General features: G+C 59.1%; 24 protein-coding genes. 9 read left to right on the top strand and 15 right to left on the bottom strand.

Going from position 1 to position 26,521, the window contains the following annotated elements:
• Positions 1 to 209: 209 nt before the first annotated feature.
• From BLQ55_RS30190 to BLQ55_RS30220, 7 genes are all read right to left on the bottom strand, one after another.
• Positions 210 to 1,364, bottom strand: coding sequence for a M20 family metallopeptidase (locus BLQ55_RS30190; RefSeq protein WP_092203486.1), 1,155 nt, complete (start codon positions 1,362 to 1,364; stop codon positions 210 to 212).
• A complete protein-coding gene (locus tag BLQ55_RS30195) occupies positions 1,361 to 2,785 on the bottom strand; it encodes a M20 family metallopeptidase (RefSeq protein ID WP_092259289.1) in 1,425 nt (474 codons plus the stop codon). Before BLQ55_RS30195 ends, BLQ55_RS30190 begins: the two co-directional genes overlap by 4 nt.
• A complete protein-coding gene (locus tag BLQ55_RS30200) occupies positions 2,782 to 3,771 on the bottom strand; it encodes an ABC transporter ATP-binding protein (RefSeq protein WP_092203490.1) in 990 nt (329 codons plus the stop codon). Before BLQ55_RS30200 ends, BLQ55_RS30195 begins: the two co-directional genes overlap by 4 nt.
• Positions 3,768 to 4,784 carry an ABC transporter ATP-binding protein gene (locus BLQ55_RS30205; protein ID WP_092259292.1) on the bottom strand — a complete coding sequence of 339 codons (1,017 nt, stop codon included), beginning with the start codon at positions 4,782 to 4,784 and terminating at the stop codon, positions 3,768 to 3,770. Before BLQ55_RS30205 ends, BLQ55_RS30200 begins: the two co-directional genes overlap by 4 nt.
• 31 nt (positions 4,785 to 4,815) lie before the next feature.
• Positions 4,816 to 5,718 (bottom strand): ABC transporter permease, encoded by a 903-nt coding sequence (locus BLQ55_RS30210; RefSeq protein ID WP_092259294.1) that lies wholly within the window; start codon positions 5,716 to 5,718, stop codon positions 4,816 to 4,818.
• A 9-nt stretch (positions 5,719 to 5,727) separates the two neighbouring features.
• Positions 5,728 to 6,645, bottom strand: coding sequence for an ABC transporter permease (locus BLQ55_RS30215; protein WP_064053624.1), 918 nt, complete (start codon positions 6,643 to 6,645; stop codon positions 5,728 to 5,730).
• Positions 6,646 to 6,750: 105 nt separating this feature from the next.
• Positions 6,751 to 8,271: an ABC transporter substrate-binding protein gene (locus tag BLQ55_RS30220; protein WP_092259297.1), complete on the bottom strand. Its 1,521-nt coding sequence runs from the start codon at positions 8,269 to 8,271 to the stop codon at positions 6,751 to 6,753.
• Between the two features lie 186 nt (positions 8,272 to 8,457).
• On the opposite strand from BLQ55_RS30220, the gene BLQ55_RS30225 reads away from it, so the two are divergent.
• Positions 8,458 to 9,372 carry a LysR substrate-binding domain-containing protein gene (locus tag BLQ55_RS30225; RefSeq protein WP_060742845.1) on the top strand — a complete coding sequence of 305 codons (915 nt, stop codon included), beginning with the start codon at positions 8,458 to 8,460 and terminating at the stop codon, positions 9,370 to 9,372.
• 54 nt (positions 9,373 to 9,426) lie between these two features.
• Here the strand turns inward: BLQ55_RS30225 and BLQ55_RS30230 are convergent, their stop codons facing one another.
• The 5 genes from BLQ55_RS30230 to BLQ55_RS30250 all read right to left on the bottom strand — a co-directional run bounded on the left by BLQ55_RS30230 (position 9,427) and on the right by BLQ55_RS30250 (position 15,101).
• Complete coding sequence (locus BLQ55_RS30230; protein WP_092259301.1) at positions 9,427 to 12,336, bottom strand: DUF4132 domain-containing protein; 2,910 nt, start codon at positions 12,334 to 12,336, stop codon at positions 9,427 to 9,429.
• Positions 12,337 to 12,366: 30 nt separating this feature from the next.
• Entirely contained in the window at positions 12,367 to 12,807 is a 441-nt protein-coding gene (locus tag BLQ55_RS30235) for a hypothetical protein (RefSeq protein WP_092203501.1), read from the bottom strand.
• Positions 12,808 to 12,978: 171 nt separating this feature from the next.
• Positions 12,979 to 13,254: a hypothetical protein gene (locus BLQ55_RS30240; protein ID WP_092203503.1), complete on the bottom strand. Its 276-nt coding sequence runs from the start codon at positions 13,252 to 13,254 to the stop codon at positions 12,979 to 12,981.
• A 442-nt stretch (positions 13,255 to 13,696) separates the two neighbouring features.
• Entirely contained in the window at positions 13,697 to 14,305 is a 609-nt protein-coding gene (locus BLQ55_RS30245; protein WP_256326670.1) for an NADPH-dependent F420 reductase, read from the bottom strand.
• 37 nt (positions 14,306 to 14,342) lie between these two features.
• Positions 14,343 to 15,101, bottom strand: a complete 759-nt coding sequence (locus BLQ55_RS30250) for an SDR family oxidoreductase (RefSeq protein WP_092259307.1) — start codon at positions 15,099 to 15,101, stop codon at positions 14,343 to 14,345.
• A gap of 122 nt (positions 15,102 to 15,223) precedes the next feature.
• Here BLQ55_RS30250 and BLQ55_RS30255 point away from each other — a divergent pair, with 122 nt between their 5' ends.
• The 4 genes from BLQ55_RS30255 to BLQ55_RS30270 all read left to right on the top strand — a co-directional run bounded on the left by BLQ55_RS30255 (position 15,224) and on the right by BLQ55_RS30270 (position 18,482).
• On the top strand, positions 15,224 to 15,796 hold the full coding sequence (locus BLQ55_RS30255) for a TetR/AcrR family transcriptional regulator (protein ID WP_092259328.1): 573 nt from the start codon (positions 15,224 to 15,226) through the stop codon (positions 15,794 to 15,796).
• Between the two features lie 88 nt (positions 15,797 to 15,884).
• On the top strand, positions 15,885 to 16,790 hold the full coding sequence (gene gcvA, locus BLQ55_RS30260; protein WP_092203507.1) for a transcriptional regulator GcvA: 906 nt from the start codon (positions 15,885 to 15,887) through the stop codon (positions 16,788 to 16,790).
• A 68-nt stretch (positions 16,791 to 16,858) separates the two neighbouring features.
• Positions 16,859 to 17,686, top strand: coding sequence for a DMT family transporter (locus BLQ55_RS30265; protein ID WP_092203509.1), 828 nt, complete (start codon positions 16,859 to 16,861; stop codon positions 17,684 to 17,686).
• 34 nt (positions 17,687 to 17,720) lie between these two features.
• Positions 17,721 to 18,482: a glucose 1-dehydrogenase gene (locus tag BLQ55_RS30270; protein WP_092259310.1), complete on the top strand. Its 762-nt coding sequence runs from the start codon at positions 17,721 to 17,723 to the stop codon at positions 18,480 to 18,482.
• A gap of 105 nt (positions 18,483 to 18,587) precedes the next feature.
• Here the strand turns inward: BLQ55_RS30270 and dctA are convergent, their stop codons facing one another.
• Positions 18,588 to 19,895, bottom strand: coding sequence for a C4-dicarboxylate transporter DctA (gene dctA, locus BLQ55_RS30275; protein ID WP_092259313.1), 1,308 nt, complete (start codon positions 19,893 to 19,895; stop codon positions 18,588 to 18,590).
• A 101-nt stretch (positions 19,896 to 19,996) separates the two neighbouring features.
• Positions 19,997 to 21,166 (bottom strand): mandelate racemase/muconate lactonizing enzyme family protein, encoded by a 1,170-nt coding sequence (locus tag BLQ55_RS30280; RefSeq protein WP_092259316.1) that lies wholly within the window; start codon positions 21,164 to 21,166, stop codon positions 19,997 to 19,999.
• A 99-nt stretch (positions 21,167 to 21,265) separates the two neighbouring features.
• Between BLQ55_RS30280 and BLQ55_RS30285 the strand changes: the two genes are divergently transcribed.
• Positions 21,266 to 22,141: a LysR family transcriptional regulator gene (locus BLQ55_RS30285; protein WP_092203515.1), complete on the top strand. Its 876-nt coding sequence runs from the start codon at positions 21,266 to 21,268 to the stop codon at positions 22,139 to 22,141.
• Between the two features lie 7 nt (positions 22,142 to 22,148).
• On the opposite strand, the gene BLQ55_RS30290 is transcribed toward BLQ55_RS30285, so the two are convergent.
• Positions 22,149 to 22,616, bottom strand: a complete 468-nt coding sequence (locus BLQ55_RS30290) for a MaoC/PaaZ C-terminal domain-containing protein (protein ID WP_092259319.1) — start codon at positions 22,614 to 22,616, stop codon at positions 22,149 to 22,151.
• A gap of 259 nt (positions 22,617 to 22,875) precedes the next feature.
• On the opposite strand from BLQ55_RS30290, the gene BLQ55_RS30295 reads away from it, so the two are divergent.
• The 3 genes from BLQ55_RS30295 to BLQ55_RS30305 all read left to right on the top strand — a co-directional run bounded on the left by BLQ55_RS30295 (position 22,876) and on the right by BLQ55_RS30305 (position 26,370).
• Entirely contained in the window at positions 22,876 to 23,901 is a 1,026-nt protein-coding gene (locus BLQ55_RS30295) for an AraC family transcriptional regulator (protein WP_092259322.1), read from the top strand.
• 333 nt (positions 23,902 to 24,234) lie between these two features.
• Positions 24,235 to 25,578 carry an MFS transporter gene (locus BLQ55_RS30300; protein WP_092259325.1) on the top strand — a complete coding sequence of 448 codons (1,344 nt, stop codon included), beginning with the start codon at positions 24,235 to 24,237 and terminating at the stop codon, positions 25,576 to 25,578.
• Between the two features lie 51 nt (positions 25,579 to 25,629).
• Positions 25,630 to 26,370, top strand: a complete 741-nt coding sequence (locus tag BLQ55_RS30305) for a nitroreductase (RefSeq protein ID WP_060742821.1) — start codon at positions 25,630 to 25,632, stop codon at positions 26,368 to 26,370.
• The last annotated feature ends 151 nt before the right edge of the window (positions 26,371 to 26,521 follow it).

Consider the following 26,521-nt stretch of genomic DNA (forward strand, 5'->3'; position numbering starts at 1 on the left):
GTTCAGTCGCAGGGATGTTGGGCTTGCTGGCCTCATCACGAGCGAGCTCGCTCCCACAGATTTTTGTGTCGTGTGCAGATGCTGTGAACACCCGCGAATTCATGTGGGAGCGAGCTTGCTCGCGATAGCAGTGGTCCGGCTACATAGCGGCTGGACGTGTGTCCTGCTCTAGTTCTTGCTTTGTACTTCGATCTCGACGCCCCGTTATCTCAACTGCTCTCACCAACAGCCAGGATGGTCGCCACCAACGCCTGGGCGCGAGGCACCAGCGTGTCCAGTTCCAGGTATTCGCGATCGGTATGGACCTTGCCACCCACCGGCCCGAGGCCACACAGGGTTGGAATGCCCAGGCTGGCTGTGAACCCGGAGTCGGCACAACCGCCGGTGAATTCGCCTTCGACGCTGAAACCCAGTGCCAGGGCTTTTTGTTGGTAGATGTGCAGCAATCGTTCGCTGTGACGGGCCTCCATGGGTAGAAAGGTGGTCGCTTCCTTGAGGATGGCGTGGGTGCCGATCAGTTCTTCTTCGGCGACGATGGCCAGGATTGCCGTAAGGATTTGATCCCAGTGCTTGAGTTCGATGAAGCGCACATCCAGCCGGGCCGAGGCGCTCGGTGCGACGGTGTTGCTGGAGGTGCCCCCGGATATCAGGCCCACATTAGTCGTGATACCTGCCGCGTAATCGGTCAAGGCATGGAGCTTGACGATTTTGCGTGCCAGGGCCTCGATGGCGCTGGCGCCGTCGGCATGGTTGACCCCGGCATGCGCCGCGCGACCGAAGACTTCGATGATCAGCGTGGCGCCGCCTTTGCGTGCGCTGACCACGTTGCCACTGGCCCGGCCGGGTTCGGTATTGAGCACGGCGCGGGCGGCACGGGCTGCCTGTTCGATATGGATCCTGGCGCTGCCGGAGCCGATTTCTTCGTCACCGGTGTACAGGACCTGCACCGGATAGGGCAACTGGCCGGCGCGCTTGAGTGCCATGAGGGCGAAGCAATTGAGCACCAGGCCGCCTTTCATGTCGGCGACGCCGGGGCCAAAGGCGAGGTCGCCATCGCGGCTGTAGCCGCGCGTCGTGGTGGTGCCTTTGGGGAACACCGTGTCGCGATGGCCCAGCAGCAACACCGGCTTTCCAGGTTCGCCTGGCACTTCGGCGAGCATCACGTCGCCAAAACCATCGACCGGCATGCGCTTGAGCAGGATGCCGTCGGCTTCCAGTTCTGCCGCGAGCAGCGCCCCCACCGCGTCGACGCCGGCTTTGTCATAGCTGTTGGAGTCGGTGTCGACGATACGCTGCAGCAGCGCTTCCATGGCTGGGCGCTGGTCGGCAAGCCAGTCCAGCGCCTGTTGTGGTGTGGCATTCATTGCGCCTGCTCCCGCAACTGATGTTCCTGGGTCAGGCGTGCCGCGTCGTTGCCCAGGTCCCAGAACAACCCGGCCATGATTTGCAGGCTTTCCTTGACCACCGGTGCCAGCAAGTGCTCGTTCGGCGCATGTTGCGAGCAGGCCGGGTACGAGTGCGGCACCCACAAGGTTGGCAGGCCGAGCACGTCCGCGAACACATCGTTGGGCAGCGAGCCACCAAGGTTTGGCAGCAGCGCGGGTTTTTTGCCGGTGGTCTGTGCCAAGGAGCCGAGTGCCCAACTGACCCACGGGCTTTGCGGGTCCAGCCGAGTGGCATGCATTACCTCGACGTGGCTTTGCCTGACCTCGACATTGCTGAAACCATGAGCATCCAGGTGGGCACGCACAGCCGGGATAAAGGTCGTGTAGTCGCTGTTCACCACGAAACGGATATGGCAGTGGGCATTGGCCTTGCCGGGGATCGCATGCACGGGGGCGTCCGGGTTGCCGGTCTTGAAGGCGATGACGTCGAGGGTGTTCCAGCCGAACACCTTTTCGCTCAGGGAGAGCTCGGGGTTACCCCAGCTGGCATCGATTTCCGGATCGCCCGGTCCGCCACCCACCTCAATATCGGCCAGTGCCTGGCGAACCGGTTCAGGCAGTGTCTCGGGCATCAGGCCCGCGACTTTCACCCGACCGTGCTCATCGACCATGCTCGCGATGGCATTGGCCAGAATGATCCCGGGGTTGGCCAGCAACCCGCCCCAGTTACCAGAGTGATGGGCGCCTTCACGCAGATTGACCACCAGCTCGAAGTTGAACACCCCCCGTGAGCCGAGAAAAATCGTCGGTCGTGATGCCGCCAGACGCGGGCCGTCCGAGGCGATGAACACATCCGCCGCGAGCTCGTCGCTGTGGGCGGCACAGAACGCGTTCAAGCCCGGCGAGCCTTCTTCTTCGCCCATTTCCAGCAGCAGCTTGACGTTGAACCCCAGCTTGCCGTCGCGAGCCTTGAGGGTTTGCTCCAACGCGGTCAGGTTGATCAGGTGCTGGCCTTTGTTATCCGCCGTGCCGCGGCCGTACCAGCGATCGCCCTCGGCAATGACTTGCCACGGCGACAGGCCTTCACGCCATTGGGCTTCATAGCCGCGCACCACATCACCGTGGCCGTAGCTGAGCACGGTCGGCAGTTCTGGATGCTCGATGCGTGTGGCGATCATGAAAGGACCGCGCTCTGCCACCGGGTTGTCATAGATCTTGACGCTGAAGCCCATCGCCTCGACATGGGGGGTGATGAAGTCATGGAGGTAGCGATACAACTCGGGCCGGCTGTCCGTTGCCTGGCTTTCGGTGTGCAAGGCGACGCTACGTTCGAGCAAACTGAAAAATGCGCCGTTATCAAATTGCTCGGTGGTGTTGCTGATGGCCAGTGAACGACTCATGAGTGGACGAGCTCCAGTGTTTGGGCGGGATTGTCGTGAAGGTGGCAACGCACGTTGCCGCCGATAATCGGATCATTGGCCGGGTAGGCCGTCTTGCAGGGAGCGAAGCAGCTCGGGCAGCGCGGATGGAAGGTGCAACCGGAGGGCGGAGACATCGGATTGGGGAAGGAACCGCGCAGGCCGATTTCGGGAATGCCCAGGCGCGGATCGGGGGTGAGCACCGAATCCAGCAAGGCGCGGGTATACGGGTGGCCGGGTTCAGCGAACAGCGATTCGCGCGTACGTTCTTCGACGATGCGCCCCAGGTACATCACCGCGACCCGGTCGGCGAGGTGTTCGATGACCGCCAGGTTGTGGCTGATCAGCAGATAGGTCAGGCCGAATTCGCGCTTGAGGTCTTGCAGCAGGTTGAGAATCTGCGCCTGCACCGACACGTCCAGCGCTGAGGTGGGTTCGTCGCAGATCAACACGTCAGGGCGCATGATCAGCGCCCGGGCAATGGCCACCCGTTGCCGCTGGCCGCCGGACAGTTGGCTCGGATAACTGTCGATGACCCGCTTGGGCAGGCCGACCACATCGAGCATCGCTTCGGTCTTCTTGCGCCGCTCGGCGGGGCTGCCGATGTCATGCACGATCAGCGGCAGGGTAATGATTTCCCGCAGTGTCTTGCGTGGGTTCAGCGAGGAATACGGATCCTGGAATATCGGCTGGATGTGCCGGGACATTTCCTTGCGATCCGTCGCCGCCAAATGTTTGCCATTGACCAGCACATCGCCGCTGGTCGGCGCCAACAGACCGAGCAGTAGCTTTGCCAGGGTACTTTTTCCGCAACCGGACTCACCCACCAGGCCGAGGGTCTCGCCACGCATCAGGCGCAGGGAAACACCATCCACGGCTTTCAGGATGGCGGCGGGTTTGAAAAAGCCCTTGTTGATCCGAAACTCGCGACGGATGTCACACAGCTCCAACGTGATGTCTTTTTTCATGACCTTGCGCGCTCCAGAAGGCGAATCGGTGCCGGAGCCGGTGCGGCGAACAGGCAGCGCGCCATGTGTCCGTCCTGCTCGACTTCGGGGATGTCTTGTGCGCAGGCCGCTATCGCCTGGGCGCAACGATTGCGGAACGCACAACCTTGCTGTTCGCCCACCAGGCTTGGCACCAGGCCTGGAATCGAACCCAGGGCCTCGCCCGGTTTGGTCCGGCCAGGGATTGGAATACTGGCCAGCAGGCCACGGGTGTACGGATGCTGCGGGTTCTCGAACAGTTGCAGGGCAGGGGCGGTTTCGACGATTTCCCCGGCGTACATCACCGCGACCCGATCGGCGATCCGTGCCACCAGCCCAAGGTCGTGGGTGATGAAAATCACCGCCAGGCCGAGTTCTTTCTGAATGTCGCGGATCAAGCGCAGGATCTGCGCCTGGATGGTCACGTCCAGGGCCGTGGTGGGCTCATCGGCGATGATCAGGTCCGGTTCGCACATCAACGCCATGGCGATGATCACCCGCTGGCGCAAACCGCCAGACAGTTGATGCGGGTACTGGCGCAAGCGTTCGGTGGCATTGCTGATACCGACTTTCTCCAGCATTTGCGCGGCGCGAGCCAGGGCATCCTTGCGCGACACCTTGCGATGCTGAGTCAGCACTTCGCTGAGCTGATCGCCAATGCTGTAGGCCGGGTTCAGCGAGGTCATCGGTTCCTGGAAGATCATCGCCAGACGGTTCCCGCGCAGGTCGCACATGCGCCGTTCGCTCTGGCCGATCATGTCGATACCGTCCAGTGTCAGCCGCGACGCGGTGCGTTTGGCCTTGCGTGGCAACAGGTCCATCAGCGCCAGCGAGGTCAAGGATTTACCGCAGCCGGATTCGCCGACGATGCACAACATTTCACCGCGTTCGACTTCAAAGCTCAGACCGCGCACGGCATGCAGCATGTCATCCGGCGTCGGGCTGTTGCCCATGGGGATGTCCACGCGCAGGTTTTCAACATGGAGTAGTGCCATGTTCGGTACCCTCTATTAGTAAGGCCGTCTATCAGTTGCGACCGTCGGGCAGGATCAGATCGCGCAGGCCATCGCCCACCAGGTTGATGCCCAGCACCAGAATCATCAGGGCGACGCCAGGAATGGCGATGACCCACGGGGAAAAGAACATGTAGGGTTTGCCTTCGGCGATCATCAAGCCCCAGGACGGCGTCGGCGGCTGCACGCCAACCCCAAGGAATGACAGGGCCGACTCCAGCAGGATCGCGTGGGCCATTTCCAGCGTCGCGACGACGATCAGTGCGCCGACCAGGTTGGGCAGGATTTCACTGACCAGAATGCGCAGGGTCGAGCAGCCCAGCGCCTGGGCCGACGCCACATATTCAGCATCGCGTATCTGTTGCACCGAAGCCCTGACCACCACCGCGAAGCGATCCCATAACAGGCAGCCCAGCAGCACGATCACCACTTTCAGCGAGCCGCCCATCAACGAGGCCGAGGCCAGCGCGACCATCACGACCGGCATCGCCAGCCGGGTGGTGATCAGGTAGCTGATGAACGCATCGACCTTGCCGCCGTAGTAACCCGCCAACAGCCCCATGACAGTGCCGATAAAGCCGGAAATCAACGCCGCCGCAATGCCGATGAACAGTGAGATACGTGCGCCGTAGAGCAGTCGTGACAGGTAATCACGGCCCAGCTTGTCGGTTCCCAGGACGTATTCCCACGTGCCGTTGGCCATCCATGCCGGCGGTTTCATGCGCAGCATCACGTCTTGCGCATAAGGGTCATGAGGCGCCAGCCACGGGGCGAAGAGTGCGCCGGTGAAGATGATCAGCAACAACACCGTGCCAATGGCGAAACCACGATGGCGAAAGCTCTTGCCAAGCACTCGGCTCAGGCTGCTGGGGGGTGGCAGGTAGTCATTGATCGTGAGGGTAGTGGGGGTGCTCATGTAAGCCTCCTAGCGCACGCGAATGCGCGGGTCGAGCAGTGCGTTGAGCACATCGGCCAGCAAGGTGAGGATGATGTAGATCACCGCAATCAGCAGGACCACGGCCTGTACCACCGGAAAGTCATCACGGGCGATGGCGTCCCAGGCGAGTTGTCCGATGCCTTGCAGGGAGAACACGGTTTCGATCACCACCGAACCGCCGAGCATGAAGCCGAACTCCACCGCCGCCAGCGCGACGACCGGAATCAAGGCGTTGCGCAGTGCGTGCTTGAACAACACGCGGGCAGGGCGCAGGCCCTTGGCGCGGGCGGTGCGGATGTAATCGGAACTGAGCACATCAAGCATGCCTGCACGGGTCAGGCGCATAATCGCCGGCGTCGCGTAGTAGCCCAAGGCAATGGCCGGCATGACGAAGTGCAGCAGGGTCGAATTGCCAGACACCGGCAGCCACTTGAGTGTCACGGCGAACACCACGATCAACATCAACGCAAACCAGAAACTGGGCATGGCCTGGCCCAGTACGGCAATGCTCAAGGCCAGTCGGTCGATCCAGGTGTCGCGCTTGACCGCCGCCAGCACGCCCAGTGGAATCGCCACCAGCAAGGCGATGCCCAGCGCCATGGCCCCTAAGCCGAGGGTAATGGGCAAGCGGCTGGCGACGAGGTTGTAGACCGATTCCTGAAAGAAAAACGAGTTACCCAGATCCAGTCGCAGCAAATCGCCCAGCCAGTTGAAGTACTGGGTCGGTAGCGGTTTGTTCAAACCGTATTGCACGCGGATCTGTTCGATCTGTTCGCTGGTGGCTTCCGGTCCGCCAATGGCCGTGGCCAGGTCGCCGGACAGGTGCAACAGAGAAAAGCTGATCACCGACACGGTAATGGCGACGCAAATAGCGATGCCCAGCCGGCGCAGAAGGAATCCAAGCATGGCAAGTTTCCTCATATCCAATGGATGGCAGGTGTGAGGAGGTCTCCGTGGTGCGGGTTGGTCCGCAAGCCACGGCACCTCTCGATCAATCCGCTCGGTTGCGGATCACTTCCAACTGGACTGAACGAAACGCGGCAGCTCATCCGGATATGGCGTGAACGCCAGTTCGGAGGTGTAGGCGTAGTTCATCGAGTAATTGAACAACGGCGCCCAATACGCCTGTTCGCTGATGCGCTGCAACGCCTTGCGGTAGTTGTCCTTGCGCACTTGCGGGTCGAGGGCGTTGTCAGCGGTCTGCAACCAACCCTGGACTTGCGGATCCTTGATGTTGTCGTCCGGGTTGCCCTTGAACCAGGTGCCGGCCGACGCCGAGGTGTCGAGGATCGAGAACGAGCCCCAGGCCTGAAACGACATGGGCACCTTGCCGCCACGTTGCTGATCGCGCAGGGCGGCGTACTTCAAGAAGCGCAGCTTGGCGTTGATGCCCACGGCGCGCAGGTTGCCGATGATGGCTTCGACGTAATCACGGTCGCGATAAGCGAAGATTTCGGTCTCGAAGCCATTGGGGTAACCGGCTTCGGCGAGCAGCGCCTTGGCCTTGGCCGGGTCGTAGTCGTAGACCGTGGCCGCGGAGGTATCGCAGCCGAACTGGCCTGGATAACAGGCAACCTGCAGGGGCTTGGCTTCGCCCCCCACCAATTGCGTGGCCAGCGCATTGCGGTTGATCGCATGGTTGATGGCCTGACGCACCTTGAGGTTTTTCATCGGCGATTTTTCAGTGGAGGTGCCCCGGGCATCAAGAATCAGGAAGCCGATGCGCATGGTTTCGCCGCTGGTCACGGTCAGGTTCGGCATGCCTTTGAGGTCGACCGCCTGATCCGAGGTCACACGCCAGGTCCAGTCGACACCATCGGTCATCAACTCGGCCAGGCGGGTTTCCGCATCCGGGATCACTCGGAATTTCAGGTGACCGATATGGGGCTTGCCTTGTGGGCTGTCTGGAAAGTAGTCCTTGTTGATCTCCATGGTCACGCCTTCGCCAGCCACCACCGACACGGCTTTATACGGTCCGGTACCGATTGGCTTGCGGCTGAATTCGGCCAGGCCGACCTTTTCGAAATACTGCTTGGGGAACATCGGAACGGCGTTGGACAGGTATTCCAGTGCCGGAGGGAAGGGCTTCTTCAAATGCAGGCGGACGCTGTAGTCACCGGTTTTTTCGGCGCTCTTGATCCAGTCTACGTTTTGCACGGTCACGACTTTCGCTTCGGGCGACACCACGTAGTTGAGGGTGAACACCACGTCGTCAGCGGTGAAGGCGTCGCCGTTGTGAAATTTGACGTCTTTGCGCAGCTCGAAGTCGATGGTGGTGTCGTCGACCTGTGTCCAGCGGGTGGCCAACATGGGTTTGTATTCGCCGCTGTTGGGGTCGCGGTAGATCAGGTTGTCCCAGATCAGCCGACCGAGAATCACGCCTTCGCGTAGATCGTTGTGATAGGGGCTGATGTTTTCAGGCTCGCTGTCGGAAGCGTAAACCAGGGTGTCGTTGGCTTTACCGGCATGAGCCGGAAAACTGCTGATGATGCCCATCAGCGCGATAGTGCAGGCGAAACCTTTGATGCCCATGCCGTCGTCTCCGTTGGCGAGAGTGGTTGAATCAAAGGGCAGCGAATCGCAAAAGCGCAAAGGAGGGTAAAAAGACCGGGTCATGTTTTTTTTGATCTGGACACGAATGTAGGGAAAGGCTATCAATGCCACAAGAATAATATTTCGATACTTCCTTTGCCGAAAAGGCAAACCTTGGGGGCGCCGATGCAGCTGTATGGTGTGCAGTCCACGGCACTGCGCTATTTTCTTGAAGTGGCGCGATGCGGATCGATCAGCGAAGCCTCGGTGCGGCTGAACGTCGCGGCGTCAGCGGTGAGCCGGCAGATTGCCAAGCTTGAATTGGCCCTGGATGCCAGCCTGTTCGAGCGTCGTGCTCGGGGCATGGTGCTGAGCGAGGCGGGGGTACGACTGGCGGCCTATGCGCGCAAGTCGCAGCTTGAGGCCGAGCAGGTGGTGCTGGAAATTACCGAGCTGCATGGCTTGCAACGAGGTCATGTGCATGTGGCCTGCTCGGAAGGATTTGCGCTGGAGTACATGCCCAGGACCATCAGCGCGTTCCGGCGTGAGTATCAGGGCATTCATTTCACGTTGGAGGTCTGTGCGCCTGCCGAAGCGACCGAGAAGGTTCGCTCCGGCGAAGCCGATCTGGCGATGACCTTCAGCCTGACGCCGCAAAAGGAAATCAAGGTCGAACATGTCCTGAGCGGAGCGATTTTTGCCGTGGTCTCCAACGCTCATCCTTTGGCCGGGCGTGAAGCGGTCAGCCTCGCTGAGCTGCAACCCTGGCCCATTGCGTTACCCAAGGCCGACACCACGATACGGCAACTGTTCGACATCTGTTGCGGTGTACAGGGGTTGTTGTTCGACCCGGTGCTGACCACCAATTACGTTGCCTCGCTCTATAGCTTCGTCCGCGAAGAGGGGGGTATCAGCCTGGCCAGCGAAATGACCTTGCACAAGCAGGTGGCGGACAAGGCACTGCAATGCTTGCCGATCCTCGATGAAGGCATGCATGCGCGGCGCATCGAACTGCAAAGCATGGCTGGACGCAATCTACCGGCAGCGGTTTGTGCATTCAGGGATTTTCTGATTGCGGATCTGGCGAAAGCCAGGCTCTGAGCCGGGTGAGTGGGGCTTCAATGCTTGAATGACGTCATTCGATTTTTTCGACCATCAGCCGCAGCGTTGTATTTGCTCCAGGATCAGGTTATCGGTGATGTTCATGTCATCCAGCAACAGAAACATCTTGCTCAGCACCTCGGCCATTTTCTTGTCGGTGTCGGCGAACGGCAGGTAGAACTCCCTGGCGTTGCTGGCTGCGGGTACGATGCACAGGTAATTGCCGGGTTCGATATGGATGGCGGCGCTGCCCAGATGAATGCGGTAGTTCGCACGCTGGCCGGTAATGTGCAGAAAGTGCCCTTCGCATTTAACGTTTCGCAGCCCTAGCCCTTGAATCAGCTCGCCGACCAGTTCGGCGCGTCGTTGCACGGTTTCGTGGCTGGTGCTGTAGTCGTCTGCGGTGTGGGCCACGGAGACCAGCAGGTCGGCGTCACGCATGACTTCCGAGAACAGCAGCGGCGGTACTTGCTCAAGGGGGATGGCTTTGTGGTCGCGGTGGAACGCAATCGTGTCGAAGGTAAAGTGTTCTGTTTCCGAGAGGTAATGACCGGTATCCAGAAAGTTGAACAGGGCGTAAATGCCATGCTCCTTGCTCTCGTAATAGATGTCCTCGACGCTGGAGGTCGACCAGTTGCGCACCTGTAGCAACCGGGCGGCGACGTTGGCTTTCAGGCGGTGGCCGGCAAAGCGGTTGGACCACAGGCCGGTGTCTCGCTCGGCCGGTGTGAGCAGGTACAACTCGCGAAAGGCCTGTTTGAATGGCTGCACGCGGCGATGGGTCACCACGTCTTTCTGCCAGGCCGACAATTGGCCTGCCGTGAACAGATGAAAAGGGTGAGCGATACGCAGAGTCTTTTCAGCGATGTGTTGGCGACCTTCAAGGTCAGTCACCGTCAGCGTCGCGGCATCGAGCCAGCCCAGCGCAGCGCCGTCGGCCTGCACAATGAGTTGTTCCAGTAGCAGGCGAGCAGCGGGCATTTTCAACAGTGGTTTCAGGTCGTCCAGGGCCAGGGTTTCGCCGCTGCTCATCATCGCTTCCAGGGTGCGGCAGAAGCGGCCGATCTGCTCCTTGAGCTGGGTCTGCTGCGTTTTGAGGGCGATGAAGGCTGCGCTCTTGCGAATCGCAGGCGGTGCGGTCTTGAGCGTCTTTGCGGCCTTGCAGATCCGCAATGTGGGTGACAAGCCGTCGATGACGAGTGTGACGTCATAGCCATCGATGGTGGCGGCGGTCAGGGCGGATTCGGCGATCTCCGATTCCATGGCCCATTCCAGGCGAATCGCCGAGGGGTAGCCGGCGACACGCGCCAGGTTTTCCAGGCCTGCCTGCACCGCTGCGTGGGAGTTGGCCTGGCGTTCAGCGCCGTACTTGCGCACCTCCTTGTGCAGTTTCTTGAGCGTCAGATAACGCTGGCGTACATCGTCCGAATCCATGACCGGCAGCAAGCCATAGATGCGCATTGCCGCCTGTGCATGGCGGGTCAACTTCTTTTCCAGCGCCGCTCGACCAATGCCCTGGTAGGCGTCGAGCAGCACACGGGTCTCGGGGAATGCCCAGTGCGAGGGAGCGAGCGTCGCGAGGTACTCGCGCAAGTGGTCTGGGTCGGCCTCGGCCAGCGCCTTGTCCAGCAGGTAGCGGTCCACCACGCCCACGGTTTCATCCAGCGTATTGGGCAGGTCGGTGCCCCAGCCGGATCGAGGTGCCAGGGCAATGTTCAGGTACTCACGCTGGAAGGCTTGCAGATCGCTCCAGCCGAGCGCGTCGAGTACCACCCGGCTGGCTTGTCCGGCGTAGGGCAGGGCGGTCAGCAGGGTATTTCTCGAAAAGCCGGACAACGCCGCGAGCAGCTCTGCCGATTGGTGTTTGGGCAAATCCTGAAGCGGCAGGAAGCATTGGAGCACCGCGGCCGTATCGCCGAAGCTGTCAAAGTCAGCCGGCGTCATCCCCAGTCGTTCGATGACCGCCAAGGCCTGCAGCAACCAGCGGGTCTGATACACCTCGACCAAGCGGAAGGTGTCAGCCAGCCGCTCGGCGTCATCGGGCAATCCAGCCAGGGCGTCCTCGACGTAACGAGCGGTGAAGTTCGCCAGTTCCGAGGGCACTTCGGCGGGTGTGTCGTCAGGCTGAGATGACTCATCATCGATGTCTTGCGGGTCAGCGTCGTTTGAGTCGTTCTCGTCGAAATCTTCATCGGCGTACCGATTCAGGTCCGCATCATCGCTGTCCAGTCCGGTGTCGTCTGAGTAGAACATCATGGCGCGGCCCCAGGTATTGGCCGCCCGGACGAAGCGCGGGTAATCGAGGCGACCCGCTTCCATCAGGCCCAGGGCGATGCGCCTGATTTCCTTGTGCCCGTAGATATACGCATCGGCGATTTTCCTTTGTTCACCACCCGGCGTTGAAGGGGGCTGTTCGCGGTTCCAGCTGCCGTCCAGCAACCATTCGGCGAAGGTCTGCCAGGCCGGGGTGGACGGGTAATCGCTCAGGCGTTGGAGGCAGGCGTGAACATCGGGGAAGGCCCAGGCCTGGTCCGGACTTCTTCGGTAATAGGCCGGGCCATCTTCGTCAGTGGGCAGTGGATAGTCACTGTCCTCGAAGGCAAATTGCAGCATGTGCCGCAGTCGCGCGCAGATCTGTTCCAACCCATAGGCATCCGGGTGAGCCGTGACCCAGGCATCGCAGAGTCGATATTGCAGACCGTAGCGCTGTTGATCGCGGCGGTCCTCCAGATCGTCCCAAACGGTCGGGAACACAAAACCATCGGCCAGTGCCTTGGGCCCATCCTTGGGATGCTGCCTGACCCAGTCATCGGCCAGGCGCAGGAAATCGATGCCGTCCCAGAAGTCGGGCTCGAATACGTCATAGCGACTGAGCTCGGGATAGTCATCCAGCGCTTTGTCACAGAATGCTCGCAGTGCTGCGAGGCGTGTGGCTTGTTCAGGCACAGGACGGCGTGACGGCATGATATTGTCCGAAGAAGTGAGTGGCGAGGATCAGCCGCCAAGCAGCGGCACCAAGCGGATAAACGCGAGGGTGGAAGGGGGACTCAGCTCGATTGTCTCATCGAGCCTTTGCAGCATGACGCCGTTGTGCAGGACGCGGAATGCACGGTTTTCAAAACCCTTCAAGGCGCGTTCGACCTCAACGCCGACATCCAGGTCTGGAGGCGCGCTGACTTGGGGCATGACCACCGCGCCTTCACTGGCTTGCCGAAGTATGTCCCGCTCGCTCAGGTATTGGCGGTCGAGCACTTCACGCACCGACATTTGTTCCAGCCAGTGCTGGACCGACAGCGCGGCGATCTGTTCGGCTACGGTCAGGCGAATGAGCTCGGCGACCGTCAAGGTCGACGCGGTCGGAGTCAGGGTGACAGGGGGCAGCAAAGGCTCTTGGCGTGCGCCTTTCAGGCAATAGCTATGAACCACGAACTCCATGACGCGTTCCTTGCAAGCCAGGCCAGCCGGGCGGATGGCGCCGTAGCATAGCCCTGTGTGCAATAAATTTCATCACGTCGCGTTCTCTTTGCATCTTTACGATATTCGCCGGTCAGCCTCCCTGCACCGAGCGGCCGATGAACTTCTGTTGTCGGCGGAAAAACCGTAGTGCTAAGGCTGGACGGTGCTCTTGGTGGAGACGATTTTGCCGTAGCCTTCCATGGGTGGCGTCTCGACCACCCACATACGCTCGCTGCGACATTTGAACTTCACACCTTTGCGCGGTGCCATGACTCTGGCCGTCTCCATGCACATTGCCCTGGTCGCGAAGGTAGGCCCCGGTTTGCGTTCCTCGACACAGCCTTCGATGCCACTGCAGATCGTCATCACAACAAAATAAACAGTCATCATCTCGGTATTGCTCCCTTGCGCGATGCGAGTGAACACATCCTGTAGTCCAGGTCGGCTGGGCTAGACGTTTAGCGGGGTTGCCTTCGGATAATGAGCTTCGATTTAAATCGCCAGCAATGGCACGTTGGTACCGCGCGTCGGGAAACTGTCGCTGTATTAATATATTTTTATTTCATCGATTTTTATGCCAATAACTTGGCGTCACCCGCGTGCCGGGGAGGGTGAACGCGGGGTCCATGAACACCCGAGAACCCTGTGGGAGCCGAGCTCGCTCGCGATAGTGTCGGTACATTCAACATCACTACAAGCTGACCCCGCGCTAGCGCGTTCCACACAGGGAATTTGTAGTGAGCGCCCGATCAGGCCATACCCCAATCGCTGCTCAGCACACGGGTCGCATCCTGACGGATTGGATTCATCGATGGGGTAGATCCATTCACAACTTCGATGCCGTCAACCCCTGCGCGTAATCCGGTAATCAGGCTGTCATTGCACGATTCGTTGCAACAATTTGCTCATGGGTGAACTGACTGCCAGAAGCCATGAACTTGGCCAGAAGTGCGTCCCGGTTTTGAGGCGCCTTCGTTTTATCTGCCGCACACAAGTCCGATTTCAGCTCCGGCAACGTCAGTTCGGTGCAATACGCTGGCGTGCCTGGCTGCTGGCGCCATGACTCCTCAAGGCTACCAGCGGCAAGCGCGGTGAAACCGGTATCTTCGACAAGAGCCTGCGCGATTGCCTCGGCATTGGCGTCATCCCCGGCGACAGGCAAGGCGATGCGTGTTGAAGACCCGGTGGGTTGGCCTTTGTCGGCAAGCGTCGCTGCGAGGACGGCGTTCCATGCCTTGATGATCGGGCGGCCAATCTGCTCGCTTACCCAGACGCTCTCGGGCTTGCCGTCGTCTACTTCTTTGATTGACCCGTCCCGTCCTGGATAGTAATTGGATGTGTCAATGACGACGACTTTGTCGGGAACATTACTCAACGTCTGCTTGAGATCAGGGTATTTCGCGAAGGGGATCGAGAGAATGACAACGTCCACCTCGCCACGCTGAGTAGGAACCACCTTCAGGCGCCGTTCAAACAAGCGGTGCCCCGTCGAGGTGCTACCGACACGCTTAACATCATTCAGCCGGTGGTTTGTATGCTGCCAGCATTTTCAATACCTCATCGTGTGCCCCGTTCGCTTCAGCAAACCGCAATGGCTTGGCACGTTCGACGACAAGTTCGCATGGGGTCGGGGTGATCTCGAGCAGTTCGAAGATTTCATCCAGGAACTCATCCAAAGGCATGGCGTGTTCGTCATTTTCCTGACCGAGCAAAGTGGTCCGCACGCCCGGTGGCGCAAGCTCGATAACCTCGACTGACGAATCCTCCAGCTGCACGCGAAGACTTTGAGTGAACGAATGAACGGCTGCTTTGGTCGCGCTGTAGGTCGGTGTCGCAGGCAATGGGACGAATGCCAAAGCCGAACTGACATTCACGATCGTTGCACTGGGCTGCTTGATCAGTTGGGGCGTGAAGGCATACACCATGCGAATCGTGCCCAGCAGGTTCGTTGTCACGATATCTTCGGCTGTGCCCAGGTACTGGGAATCAGTCAGATCCTCCCAGTGCATGATGCCCGCATTGTTTATCAGAACGTTGAGATTCGGGTGGCTGATCGCAAGCGCTTCGCGGGCGTGCTCGATGGATTGTGGATCGGCGACGTCCAGCAATACCGATTCAATACCTGGATGTTCCGACACGATCTTGTCGAGCAGAGCCTTGCGACGTCCCGCGATGATGACGTTGTTTCCCGCCTTGTGCAGCCTGAGCGCCAGGCCGAGGCCAATGCCTGAAGTGCTGCCGGTAACCAGGATCGTGTTGCCAGTGCTGTTCATAGTAAACTCCGGTAAGAGTAGGTAAGCGGACAGGTGTCCACTTGCAGAAAAAACTACCGGACAACTGTCCGCTTTGCAATGCAGCGAAGGAAAAAACTTTGCCCAGGAATGACGAGTTGGCGATGCGTTCTGACGCCAAGAAAAACCGAGAACGAATTCTGAAAGTCGCTGTGGCGGAGCTGACACTCGATCCTGCGGTCCCGCTGAGCGCGATCGCGAAGAAAGCTGGAGTGGGACAGGGCACGTTCTATCGCCATTTCGCCAACAGAGAGGAACTGGTATTCGAGGTTTATCAATTCGAAATGCAGCAAGTGGCCTCGTTGGCGGAACAGTTGCTCGCGACAAAACCCCCTAAGGAAGCCCTCCGAGAATGGATGGATTGCCTCGCTGAATATGCAATGACAAAGGCGGGACTTGCGACCGCGATACGACAAGCAGCTTCCACCTACGAGTTTCCAGGGAAGTCGGGGTACGCCCCCGTCCAGGCAGCAGCCGAGTCGCTTTTGAGGGCGAATGAAAAGGCTGGAACGATTCGTAGCGGGGTTACCCACGACGATTTTTTTCTAGCCACTGCCGGCATATGGCAAATAGATTGCCAGGGCGAATGGCGCTCACGTCTTGCCAGATTGATGGACTTGGTCATGGACGGTCTATGCGCTGGCAGCCCCGAAAGCCTGAAGCAAAGAAACCAGTAGCATTCAAGTCGGCGGTCAGCGAACAGCTTGCCTACAACGACAGATGCAAAGGCGCTAGCATGAGCGTTTACTCATAGAAGGGAACATCATGCGGAACCTTCCTCCTTCTTCGAGCCTGCGCGCCTTTGAAGCCGCTACGCGGCACGCCACGTTCACCGCGGCGGCAGAGGAGTTGCATGTCACACAGAGCGCAGTGAGCCACCAGCTCAAGCATTTGGAACAGCTCTGGGGATTGCAACTGTTTCATCGCGGTAACTCGCTGCACCTGACCTCGGCAGGCGCAGCCCTTGCGCCCATCGTCCGGGAGTTCTTCATGAAGCTCGAGGCCACCTTGGCCGATTTGCGCGAGCAAAACGGGCGGCAGCGGCTGAGCGTGAGCACGACCTATTCTTTCGCCTTGAAGTGGTTGCTGCCCAGGCTTCCCGATTTGGCGCAAGCGCATCCGGAAATCCTGCTTACCCTGGACAGTACCGATAGCCCCATCAACTTCTCGACGACAGACCCGGACGTGGCTATTCGCCTGGGCAACGGGCATTTCCCTTCGTTGTTTTCAGAATTCCTGTTCCGCGAGCAGATTTTCCCAGTCGCCAGCCCAGCGTTGCTTGCACGCTTTGGTACGCCTCAAACGGCCGCCGAATTGCTGCGCTATCCACTGCTTACGCGCGATGGCGCAGCGTTGGTGCCGAAATGGGAGCAATGGTTTGCCCAGGTGGGCGTCGAGGTCACGACCTTGAAGGAAAGCATCCGCTACGCAGATACCAATATGACCATCGAGGCGGCGCTCCTGGGGCACGGTATCGCGCTGGCACGCAGCGGGCATGTCGAAGCCGAGCTCAATGACGGCCGTCTTGAAAGGCTTTTCGAACTGCCGTGCGCATCGCCCCTGGCGTATTACTTCGTATGTCCCAAAGGAATCGAGACTCAGCCTCATATCACCCGCTTTCGTCGTTGGCTGGTGACCCAGGCCCTGGACGCTCAGCACGCTTATGCATGAGGTTTTCCTCATGTAGGGATGAAGAGACTTTGCTTTTTCAGCGCTGCTCGATCGGTCTAGGATGATGCATGCCTTTACACATCATCTGCCTCGTCTTGTTCGCCGCGCTGCTACACGCCAGTTGGAATGCCATGCTGCGTGGGGGGGCCGACCGTTTGTGGTCCATGACCATCATGTGCGTGGCGATAGCCTTGGCGAGCGTCGTTGTGGCGGTGCTGTTGGAGCTACCCGCCCGTGCCAGCTGGTTTTGCATCGGACTCTCCGCTGTATTGCACGTGGGTTACAACCTGTTCCTGGTGCGCAGTTACAAGTCCGGCGACCTGGGCCAGACCTATCCAATCGCCCGCGGTGTATCCCCGATCCTGATTGTCCTGGCCGCCTCGCTGTTCGCGGACGAGCGCGTGGCACCGAGTGGACTGCTGGGTATTGCGTTGGTGTCGACCGGAATCCTCTCGCTGGCTTATACCGGGCGCCGGCGAGCGTTGCCTGACTTGCCCTATGCACTGGGGACTGGTTTTTTCATTGCCGCTTACAGCGTCGTCGATGGCATAGGTGTTCGCCTCTCCGGGGCGCCAATGGCCTACACCGCCTGGATGTGCCTGTTGTGGGGCGTGATGATGCCCCTGGTTTATATCGGACTGCGAGATGCCAGGAGCCTTTTTGCCTTGCGGCCAGGTATCACCGTGGCCTTCGCTGGCGGGCTGGTTTCATTGCTGGCCTACGGCGTCGTGATCTATGCCATGGCCCATGCCCCGATGGGGGCGGTGTCCGCCCTGCGCGAAACCAGTGTCATGTTCGCCGCTTTGATCGGGTACGCATTTCTTGGCGAAGCATTGACCTTGCGCAAGCTGTTGGCCTGCGCGGTCATTGCCCTCGGTACGCTGGTGATCGGCTGACGCTGCTTTTTTCATTGGGCTGTGAGGATTGACCATGAATGACCGTTCGCAAAAACCCGTGATCCTGATCACCGGAGGCGGGCGCGGGATCGGGGCGGCGACCGCCCTGCTGGCCGCTGAGCAAGGTTACGACGTCGTGCTGACCTACATCGCCGATGAGGCGTCGGCGTTGACGGTGGCAGCGCAAGTCGAGGCCAAGGGGGCCCGTGCCTTGGCGGTGCGCGCCGATAACGCCGACCCAGCCCAGGTCGCCGAACTCTTCGCTACCCTTGACCTGCGCTTCGGACGAATCGATGTGCTGGTCAACAACGCTTCGATATTGGCACGCCAATCTCGCTTGGAGGATCTTGGCTTCGAGCGCATGCAGCGAATCTTTGCGGTCAACACCTTGGGCCCGATGCTCTGCGCGCAACACGCGACCCGGCGCATGGCCTACCGTTATGGCGGGCGTGGCGGTGCGGTCATCAATATTTCTTCGGCGTCAGCCCGCCTCGGTAGCCCGAATGAATACGTGGACTACGCAGCATCCAAGGGTGCGGTTGAAACGTTCACGACCGGTTATGCCAAGGAAGTGGCCCGGGAGGGGATTCGTGTCAACTGCGTTCGCCCCGGGCATATCTATACCCAGATGCATGCGAGTGGGGGAGAGCCGGGCAGAGTCGACCGGGTGAAGGAGACGATTCCCATGGGGCGCGGCGGACAACCGGAGGAGGTCGCGCGGGCCATTCTCTGGTTGGCGGGGCCGCAGGCTTCGTTTGTGACGGGCACCTTCCTGGATGTGACCGGAGGGAAGTAGACCGGCTATCGAGGTCTTCTTTCAGATTGCAGCGTCCGATTATTGCCGCTGTACCACGACCGGTCATGCCGTGTTCGAAGCGGCATGACCGGAGCGCTCTGCGGATTATTTTTGCGCCAGCAATGCCTTTCTTGTTGCCTTGTCATGTTTCATGGCGGCGATTTCACGCTCGCAGGCCTCGATATCGAACGAGTTGTTCCACTTGGCAATGGCGATGGTACCGATGCCATTACCGATCAGGTTGGTCACGGCTCGCGCTTCGTTCAGGAACCGGTCAATGCCCAAGAGCAAAACCAGGCCTACCAGAGGAATGGAGTGGATGGTTGTCAGCGTTGCAGCCAGCGTTACGAAGCCCGCACCCGCCACGCCAGCCGAGCCTTTTGAGGTCAGCAGGAACACGCCCAGCAGAATCATCTGGTCCATAAAGGTCAGTGGTGTATTGGTCGCCTGGGCGATAAAGATGGCGGTCATGGTGAGATAGATGCAGGTGCCGTCCGCATTGAAGGTGTACCCCGTCGGCAACACCATGCCCACTACCGATTTTTTACAGCCAAGCTTTTCGAGCTTGACCATCATTCGCGGCAGTACGGCTTCGGTGGAGCAGGTACCGAGCGTGATGAGGATTTCATCCTTGAAATAACGCAGGAATTGCAGGAGTGGCATGCCCGACCATCTAGCCACCGTACCCAGCACGATCACGATGAAAATCAAGGTCGTGGTGTAGAGCGCGACCAGCAACTGGCCGAGTGACAGCAAGGTACCAATGCCGTACTTGCCGATGGTGAAAGCCATACCTGCACCGGCACCGATCGGCGCCAAGCGCATCACCATTGCAACCACCTTGAACAGCCCTTGCAGGAACAGGTCAATGGTGTTGATCAGCGGCTTGCTGGTTTCGCCCATTTGAACCAGGGCAACCCCCATCAATACCGACAGCAGGATGACCTGGAGCATGACGCCGTTGGAAAATGCGCCAAGAAAGGTCGGCGGGATGATATTGAGGAAGAAATCAATGATGCCGCCTTGCTCACTGGCCGCTTGGCTGTATTTGCCAATGGCGCTTCCATCCAGTGCGCTAGCGTTGATGTTCATACCCACGCCAGGCTTCACGATGTTGACCACAATGAGGCCAACGACCAGGGCGATGGTTGAAAGGATCTCGAAATAGACCAGCGCTTTGACGCCAATCCGTCCGACTTCCTTGATGCTGCCCATCTTCGCGATACCCACGACGACGGTACCGAAGATAATGGGCGCCAACAGCATTTTGATCAGCTTGATGAAGCCATCGGCGAAGGGTTGGAGCTTGGCTCCGATATCGGGCGCGAAGTAACCGATTGCCGCACCGATCACGATGCCGATCAGCACTTGCACATACAGCTGGCTGTACCAGCGGGTTCTGGAGATTTCCACGAAAGCACCTCATTTTATTCTTGTGATGGGCATGTGGCTTGCGTCAGTGGCGGACGCCTGATCCTGCGGTCTTTTTCAGAAAGACCGCAGAGCGAGAGGGATCAGCCTTCGCCCAGCTCACGCATGACTGCGTACAAAGCGGACTTGGCTTCAAAGCCAACACCTGGAATATCCGGCAGGCCGACATAACCATTTTCGACGCGGATGCCGTCAGCGAAGCCGCCAAAGGGCTGGAACACATCGGGGTACGATTCGTTGCCGCCCAGGTGCAAGCCCGCGGCGATGTTCAGGGACATCTGGTGACCACCGTGAGGCACTACGCGGCGGGAAGACCAACCCATTTCCTCCATCACCTTAAGGGTGCGCATGTACTCCACGAGCCCGTAGGACAGCGCACAGTCGAACTGCAAGTAGTCACGATCGGGGCGCATGCCGCCGTGGCGCAGAAGGTTGCGGGCGTCCTGGTGGGAGAACAGGTTTTCGCCGGTCGCCATGGGCAGTTCATAGTGGTTGGCAAGCTCGGCCTGCAAGGCGTAGTCCAGCGGATCGCCGACCTCTTCGTACCAGAAGAGGTTGTACTGCTTGATGGCTTCCGCGTAAGCGATACCGGTCTGAAGATCGAAACGACCGTTGGCATCGACCGCCAGTCGACGACCGTCCCCAACCACTTCAAGTACCGCCTCGATACGACGGATATCCTCGTCCAGCGGCACCGCACCAATCTTCATCTTGACGACATCGTAGCCACGATCCAGATAGCTCTGCATTTCCGCCTTGAGCTTGGTCTGGTCTTTGCCGGGGTAGTAGTAGCCGCCCGCTGCATAGACCCAGACCTTGTCATCGGCCACGCCGTTACGGTAGCGGTCAGCCAGCAGGCGATACAGCGGTTTGCCTTCGATCTTGGCAACGGCGTCCCATACCGCCATGTCGAGGGTGCCAACGGCGACCGAGCGCTCGCCGTGGCCGCCCGGCTTTTCGTTGGTCATCAAGGTCTTCCAGATGGCGAACGGATCCAGGTTGTTGTGCTCATGATCGACGAGCGTATCTGGATCCGCTTCCGTGATTCGTGCCAGGAAGCGATCACGCATCAGGGCGCCTTGGCCATAGCGACCATTGGAGTTGAAACCGTAACCGATGACAGGCTTCCCCTCGCGAATCACGTCCGTGATGACAGCCACGACTGAGCAGGTCATTTTCGAAAAATCGATATAGGCATTGGCGATTGGGGAGGCAATCGAAACGGTTTTTTCACGAATGTCTACGATGCGCATGGCGGGTTCCTCTTGTTGTTGATGGCCCCACGTTATGCGTTGCGATGCCCCCCGCCCAATGCTATTAATGCCGCACCCTATGCACAGGAGGCATGGCCCTTGGAGCTCGTTTGGCTTGAAGATTTCTCGGCGCTTGCGGAGTACGGCAGCTTCGTTCGGGCGGCTGAGGCGCGGCACGTTACCCAGCCCGCATTCAGTCGCAGGGTGCGGTCATTGGAGACCTGGATGGGAGTGCAGTTGTTCGTTCGAACGCCTCAAGGCGCGACGCTTACCGAAGCAGGCAGGCAAATTTTGCCGAGTGCTCAGGAGGCGGCCAGGCGCTTGTACAGAATGCGCAACGAGGCCCAAGAGATCGCTGGAATGGCCGCCAAGTCGCTTCAGTTCGCGGCCACTCACTCCCTGTCGTTTACATTTTTTCCAAAGTGGCTTCGAAGCTCGGAGAGCGGTGCTCCCATCGAGGCTGTGCAACTGCATTCGGCTAGCATGGCAGCCTGTGAGCAGATGCTCATACACGGTCAGGTTCAGTTTTTACTGTGCCACCGCCATCCCGATGTTCCTCCTCTGCTAGCCCCTGATCAGTTCATTGGCAAGAAGGTAGGTGAGGACGTTCTCGTTCCCCTTGCGAGTGCTTCCGCTAACTTCGGCACCTCGCCTGCGGCATTGCCCTACCTCGCTTACACCCATGAGTCCGGATTGGGGCGTATCGTCGCTCACAGATTGCGTGGCAAAGAGGATTACCTGCACCTCAAACCACTTTTTAGCAGCCATCTCGCAGCGGTACTCATGTCCATGGCCCTGGAAAGCAAAGGTGTGGCTTGGCTGCCCAAGAGCCTTACCGAACAGGAAATACTGGATGGGCGCTTGGTCCGGGCGCTCGACGAAAGTTGGGATATACCCCTGGAAATTCATCTGACCCGTCCAACCGCGCCACTCAGTCAATCGGCCGAAGCGTTCTGGGGCAGGGTGGGCAAGTGACCGCTTCTCACGTACACCTCTCTGCGCCTCTACGGAGTATTAACACCGTGATCTCATACGCGAGGACCGCTTTTCCCGTTGTCGTAGCGACTTCCACATCGAACACGACCCAGCCTCGGTTTGGGTTTTTGGTGTGAATGAGTAATCGGAGGACTTGAGCGCTAAGGTTGAGCTTGTCTCCCGGCACTACAGGAGCGATCAACCTGAACGCATCGATCTTCCCTCCCGCCACGAGGCTTGTCTGAAGAAACAACGCGTCGCACATCAAGCGCTGCGCAAAACCGAAAGTTTGCACCGCGCTGGCACAGTGCACCCCTAACGGGCTCGAATGGGCAAGGTCCGGATCGATATGCATATCCAGAGGATCGTACTCCATCGCAAAGGCAATAATTTGCTCCTCTGTGATGGCGGCAGACTGTGTGGCAGTCCATGTTCTGCCAAGCGTAAAGTCTTCCCAAAACAGCGCCTTTTCCATCGCGATGTCTCCATTTTTTGTGTCATGACCATTGAAGGTCCTGGAATGGATAGTGGCGCTGACCAGGGCTCACGGCAATGTTCAACCACCTCAGCCTGGCTGAACGCTTTGGACAATGGGGCTTGGCATCGAGGTCCTGACGGCGCTGTTAGCCAATTGATCTCAACCTGCACCACCTTCGGGTTGACACGCGTTGTGTTGGCGCGAGAACTTATTGACGCAACCTCGACCGCGAGGCCACCCGCAGAGAGAGCTAAGCGTGCTCGCCCAAGACAAAGGGACTACTTCAATCAGCTTGGTGCATGAAGCCCTCGAGGGCGCATTGCGGCGCCAGCTGGATACCGCTGGCGTCCTGCAGCAAGCACGCATCGATCCTGAGCTCCTTACCTCGCCCCAGGCGCGCGTTTCGGCAGCTGCATTTTCTCGTTTGTGGGTTGCGCTTTCAGACCTTCTCGATGATGAGTTTTTCGGCATCGATAGTCACCCAATGCGAAGAGGCAGCTTCCGACTGATGTGCCAGGCGTCGATTGGTTCCACGTCGCTAGAGCAGGCATTGCATCGGATTTTGAAGTTTCTTCGGCTCGTACTCGACGACATCTACGGTGAACTGATGTTTGACGGCGACTGCGCCGTCATCGTCATTCATGATCACGGCGTTGAGCGACGCCTGTTCAGCTATGGAACCTGGCTGATCCTGGTCCATGGCCTGCTGTGCTGGCTGGGTAACAGGCGTATTCCAATTCAGGCGCTTTGCTTCAGGTCCTCCCGGCCAGCTGACGACAGCGACTACCGCATGCGTTTTTGCGAAGACATTCAGTTCGACGCCCCAACCAGCTGGGTGCGATTTGATCGCAGTTATCTGAACCTGAAGGTGGTGCAGACCCACGCAACCCTGTCGACCTTCATGAAGGAGTCGCCTGCCAGCCTGTTAGTCAAATATCGCAACGAAGACAGTATCAGCGTCCAGGTCCGAATGAGATTAAGAGGTCTGGACCCGGAACAATGGCCAGAGCTCGACAAGCTGGCGAAGGTTCTTGGCATGTCCTATTCGACCCTTCAGCGAAGGCTGCAGGCCGAAGGCATCAGTTACCAGCGCCTGAAGGACAACTTGCGGCGGGATATGGCAATCAACCTGCTCTGCCAGCCAGACATGACGGTCATGGAGGTGGCGGCGCTCACAGGTTTCCAGGAAAGCAGCGCCTTTCACCGGGCCTTCAAGAAATGGACCGGAGTCAGCCCGGGCGCCTATCGCCGATCTAACGCCGACGACTCGAGTGAGGGCTGAACAGCCCTGCATGTGTGCGCGCGAGTTTCCTTGAAAACTGCAACTCGTTTCCCGACCTGAACCCTCGGCGCTTCCACGCCAGCACCGCCCGGACGTGTCAGGCGGCCACGACTGTCCAAAACGGTCACGCAAAACGATGCCGTAGGGCATAGGCCACCGCCAACCCAACTCCTACGATGCGAACCAGGTAATCCCTGGGTGCGCGTCGATCAAGCAAGCCGCCGATTGTTGAACCGGTGTGCCTTCTCCCCCGACCGCAACCACGATCATGCGCCTCGTGACGCAGGGACATGTGCACTTCACCAACAAAAACAAGATCGAAGGAGACACACTATGCAGCCGGTAAATGTTTATGCACTTGCGGTGGACTCAACGTTCAACCGCTTCCATGGGCTCATACTTTTTTGGTGTGTGCTCATTCTGATCATCGATGGCTATGACCTCGCCGTCGTCGGCGCTGCTCTTCCGGCAATCATGAAAGACATGAACATCGATCCGACCAGCGCCGGCGTCATGGCCGGTGCTGCGCTCTTTGGAACGATGCTTGGCGCAATTTTTCTTGGCACGCTGGCGGACCGCATTGGCCGGCCGAAAATGATCGCCATCTGCGTAGCGCTGTTCAGCATTTTTACCGCTGCGGCAGGGCTGACGAGCGACCCTATCAGTTTCAGCATCTCTCGCTTTATCGCCGGCCTTGGTATTGGCGGTGTACTGCCCATTTGTACAGCGCAGATGGGTGAGTTTTCCCCGCTCAAACTACGCACGCGCCTGGTGACCCTGGTTTTCGCGGGCTACTCCGTAGGCGGTATTTTGGTGGCGCTCACTGGCAAGCAGCTCATTGAGAGCTACGGCTGGCAGTGGGTGTTTTATGTAGCGCTGTTGCCTGTACTGTTGATCCCCCTGATTCTGAAGACCATGCCTGAGTCCATCGGTTATCTGCTCAAAACCGGCCGTCAGCAGGAGCTGCGGGCTATCGCGGGCAAAATAGACCCGACGCTCCAAATCGACGAGAACACCGTGATGGTGGGCAACGCTGCGGTCCTGGATAAGCAGCAGGCACCCGTTCGGCATCTGTTCAAGGAGGGCCGGGGTTTCAGCACGGTGATGATCTGGGCGGCGTTCATGACTGGCTTGTTTATGGTCTACGCCCTTAACTCGTGGCTGACCAAGCTGATGGCGATGGCTGGTTTCAGCCTGGGCTCGGCGTTGAATTTTGTGATCGTGTTCAACGTGGGCGCCATCGTGGGGGCTATTGGTGGTGGCTGGCTGAGCGACAAGCTCAACATCAAGCACGTGCTGGTCGGTTTCTACATCGTCGGCGCCATTGCGCTGACTGTCTTGGGCTATACGCGCTCAACGACGTTATTGTTTCCGGTGGTATTCGTTGTCGGGGCGTCCACCTTGGGTACCCAGTTGCTGGCCTATGCCTATGCGGGTGATTTCTACCCCTCAACGATTCGTTCGACCGGCGTGGGCTTTGCGTCGGGGGTCGGTCGAATCGGCGCCATCGTTGCCCCGGTTCTTATCGGCTGGCTGGTGTCATTGAACCTGCCGCTCGAGAAAAACTTCATGGCCATCAGCCTGGCTGGCCTGATTGGCGCGGCCGCGGTCACCCTGATCAATCAATCGCGCGCTGACTCTACACACGTTCGAAAGGCAACGGCCCTCACGCACTGACAAGCGTTGCGTATCCCCTGTACCCGAATCTGTAAGCCATAAGGCCTGAAAATGAACCGCTTATCCCAGCCGCCAGTACCAGCTGAGCTACTTAGCCAGACGATTGATTGGGCGATCGCTTCACGACGCAGCATTCGGGCGTATCTGCCCACACCTGTACCACGGGAAGAAATCGAGGCGATCCTGGATGTCGCCCGTTTTTGCGCGACAGGCGTGAATATGCAGCCTTGGCGTGTCCACGTAATCACCGGTGCCGCCAAGGCTCAGGTTTCACGAGCTATCGCTGAACTGGACAACGATCCGTCGCTCAGCGGTGACCTTGAAGACGCCTATGAGTACTACCCACGAGAATGGACATCGCCGTACGTGGACCGGCGCAGGAAAGTGGGTTGGGACCTCTATGGCCTGCTGGGCATCGCCAAAGGTGACAAACAGCGCATGCACGCTCAGCACGGACGCAACTACCGTTTCTTCGATGCGCCTGTCGGTTTGCTCTTCACCATTGACCGGGTGCTCAAGGAGGGGAGCCTGCTGGACTACGGCATGTTTTTGCAGGCGGTGATGGTGGCGGCGCGAGGAAGGGGGTTGCATACCTGCCCGCAGGCAGCCTTTTTGAAGTACCACGAGGTTATTTCCAACGCGCTCGAGATTCCCGCCGAACAGATGCTGGTATGCGGGATGAGCCTTGGCTACGCCGACGAAAACAGCATTGAAAATACGTTGGTGACTGATCGTGAGCCCGTGAGCGCGTTCACTACGTTTCATCACAATAATAAGGAGTCAACACCATGAAGCCTGGTGCCTACGAGAATGGGTTGGAGCAATCCAAGGCCAACTATCTGCCCCTGTGAACTGGTCAACTAATTTTGGACACCAGTTACGGTTTCACGCCGCCAGTTTCTCCATAGCTACCGGCGACCGGTAGTCGTTGTAGCTATGGAGT

It is taken from the genome of Pseudomonas sp. NFACC13-1, assembly GCF_900104425.1.
Lineage (GTDB): Bacteria > Pseudomonadota > Gammaproteobacteria > Pseudomonadales > Pseudomonadaceae > Aquipseudomonas > Aquipseudomonas fluorescens_AA.

Bases quoted from the DNA above. Each gene is read 5' to 3' on its own strand.
- BLQ55_RS30200 (WP_092203490.1), bottom strand. From the start codon at position 3,771: ATGAAAAAAGACATCACGTTGGAGCTGTGTGACATCCGTCGCGAGTTT.
- BLQ55_RS30300 (WP_092259325.1), top strand. From the start codon at position 24,235: ATGCAGCCGGTAAATGTTTATGCACTTGCGGTGGACTCAACGTTCAAC.
- BLQ55_RS30220 (WP_092259297.1), bottom strand. From the start codon at position 8,271: ATGGGCATCAAAGGTTTCGCCTGCACTATCGCGCTGATGGGCATCATC.
- BLQ55_RS30280 (WP_092259316.1), bottom strand. From the start codon at position 21,166: ATGCGCATCGTAGACATTCGTGAAAAAACCGTTTCGATTGCCTCCCCA.
- BLQ55_RS30195 (WP_092259289.1), bottom strand. From the start codon at position 2,785: ATGAGTCGTTCACTGGCCATCAGCAACACCACCGAGCAATTTGATAAC.
- BLQ55_RS30270 (WP_092259310.1), top strand. From the start codon at position 17,721: ATGAATGACCGTTCGCAAAAACCCGTGATCCTGATCACCGGAGGCGGG.
- gcvA (WP_092203507.1), top strand. From the start codon at position 15,885: ATGCGGAACCTTCCTCCTTCTTCGAGCCTGCGCGCCTTTGAAGCCGCT.
- BLQ55_RS30255 (WP_092259328.1), top strand. From the start codon at position 15,224: ATGCGTTCTGACGCCAAGAAAAACCGAGAACGAATTCTGAAAGTCGCT.
- BLQ55_RS30305 (WP_060742821.1), top strand. From the start codon at position 25,630: ATGAACCGCTTATCCCAGCCGCCAGTACCAGCTGAGCTACTTAGCCAG.
- BLQ55_RS30235 (WP_092203501.1), bottom strand. From the start codon at position 12,807: ATGGAGTTCGTGGTTCATAGCTATTGCCTGAAAGGCGCACGCCAAGAG.
- BLQ55_RS30265 (WP_092203509.1), top strand. From the start codon at position 16,859: ATGCCTTTACACATCATCTGCCTCGTCTTGTTCGCCGCGCTGCTACAC.
- BLQ55_RS30290 (WP_092259319.1), bottom strand. From the start codon at position 22,616: ATGGAAAAGGCGCTGTTTTGGGAAGACTTTACGCTTGGCAGAACATGG.
- BLQ55_RS30190 (WP_092203486.1), bottom strand. From the start codon at position 1,364: ATGAATGCCACACCACAACAGGCGCTGGACTGGCTTGCCGACCAGCGC.
- BLQ55_RS30205 (WP_092259292.1), bottom strand. From the start codon at position 4,784: ATGGCACTACTCCATGTTGAAAACCTGCGCGTGGACATCCCCATGGGC.
- BLQ55_RS30250 (WP_092259307.1), bottom strand. From the start codon at position 15,101: ATGAACAGCACTGGCAACACGATCCTGGTTACCGGCAGCACTTCAGGC.
- BLQ55_RS30210 (WP_092259294.1), bottom strand. From the start codon at position 5,718: ATGAGCACCCCCACTACCCTCACGATCAATGACTACCTGCCACCCCCC.
- BLQ55_RS30215 (WP_064053624.1), bottom strand. From the start codon at position 6,645: ATGCTTGGATTCCTTCTGCGCCGGCTGGGCATCGCTATTTGCGTCGCC.
- BLQ55_RS30225 (WP_060742845.1), top strand. From the start codon at position 8,458: ATGCAGCTGTATGGTGTGCAGTCCACGGCACTGCGCTATTTTCTTGAA.
- BLQ55_RS30230 (WP_092259301.1), bottom strand. From the start codon at position 12,336: ATGCCGTCACGCCGTCCTGTGCCTGAACAAGCCACACGCCTCGCAGCA.